This window comes from Bacillus cereus group sp. Bc031 (assembly GCF_027716265.1).
Classification (GTDB): Bacteria; Bacillota; Bacilli; order Bacillales; family Bacillaceae_G; genus Bacillus_A; species Bacillus_A paranthracis.
This window is the reverse complement of the sequence record NZ_JAQFUL010000205.1, coordinates 1-1099: the sequence shown is the minus strand read 5'-3', so window position 1 is coordinate 1099 and position 1099 is coordinate 1. Positions and strand designations below refer to the sequence as shown.

The window sequence follows — 1099 nt, the reverse complement described above, 5'->3', positions numbered from 1 at the left end:
ATGACTGCAAACCAAATGTTAGAAATGATTGTTGAGCAAAGTGTACAGGAACTAGAAAAAATTGAAAATCTTAAGGAATTACATAAACACGAAGACAAATTCACTTTTGAAGAATTTGAACAACTTGAAGTAGCAATACTTCTAGAAATGTCGAACATGAAAGAAGAATTTTATAGAGAAGGCTTTAAACAAGGCGTAAAATTCATTTTATCTATGCAAAAATAGAGCAAAAAGGCGATGCCCCTTACACTGGGTATCGCCTTTTTTATAGCTCCATCCCTCTATTTTTTTGTGTCTTTGGTCGTCTCTCTTTTTTAGATTGCTCTGATTGACGTTTTAAGCCCGATAAAGAGTATTTCCGCTCTTTCCCTAGTATTTTATCTAGGAATTCTTTTAAACGCTCTATAAAGCCCTCTAAACGCTTCTGAGGGATTGTCTTCGCCTCTTTATTCTCTTCCAGGATAGAAAGCCATTGTTCGCCTTCTTTTCGATTTTTAGGCTTATGCCCATTCTCTAGACTATGGAGAATCAAACGTCCTTTCTTTTCAGTGTCGCTAATCTCTAAATCTTTGTTTATATCTTGCAACATGCTCTTATATACAATCGCATCCGTTCTGTGTTCCTTCAGCGTGTCTACTTCTTTTTCCAGTAACCCAAATTGAAATTCCGCATTATCTGCCCTTCGATCCGCCTCGTAATACTTCTCTTCTAACTCTTCAATTTTTTCATTTGCTGCAGCCATTCTTTTTTCAGCTTGATATTGTACTTTCATGCTAGATACAGATAAATCTTTTAATTTCTCAAATTCCTTAGACGGCAATGTGACCTTATCTCCAAACATCGTTTTCTTTGCTGATGCTTCAATTTTCTTCAGTACTTCTTTTGGTTCTTTAAACACTTTCATTTCTGCGGTCGCATCCGCTTTTTGTTGTTGTTTTTGTTTATGTATTTCATCAGAATGCTTTTTTAAATCCTTAACGGTATCAACACCAATCGTTTTATCGTTTAAAATGCCACCTTTGTAGATATGTGGCAGTTCTTTTTTTAAAAATTCATCTAAATCCTGATGAAATGTTCTTAAATCTTTTCTTGTTAAAAC

The 1099-nt window shown here is 34.8% G+C and carries 2 protein-coding genes; one reads left to right on the top strand and one right to left on the bottom strand.

Annotated features, from left to right (window positions below):
* Positions 1-225 (top strand): hypothetical protein (locus PDQ33_RS28890; protein WP_000126359.1); only part of this gene is annotated, 225 nt, incomplete at its 5' end.
* Between the two features lie 40 nt (positions 226-265).
* Here PDQ33_RS28890 and PDQ33_RS28885 read toward each other — a convergent pair.
* The coding region (locus PDQ33_RS28885; protein ID WP_262727702.1) for a hypothetical protein at positions 266-1099 on the bottom strand (834 nt) is incomplete at its 5' end.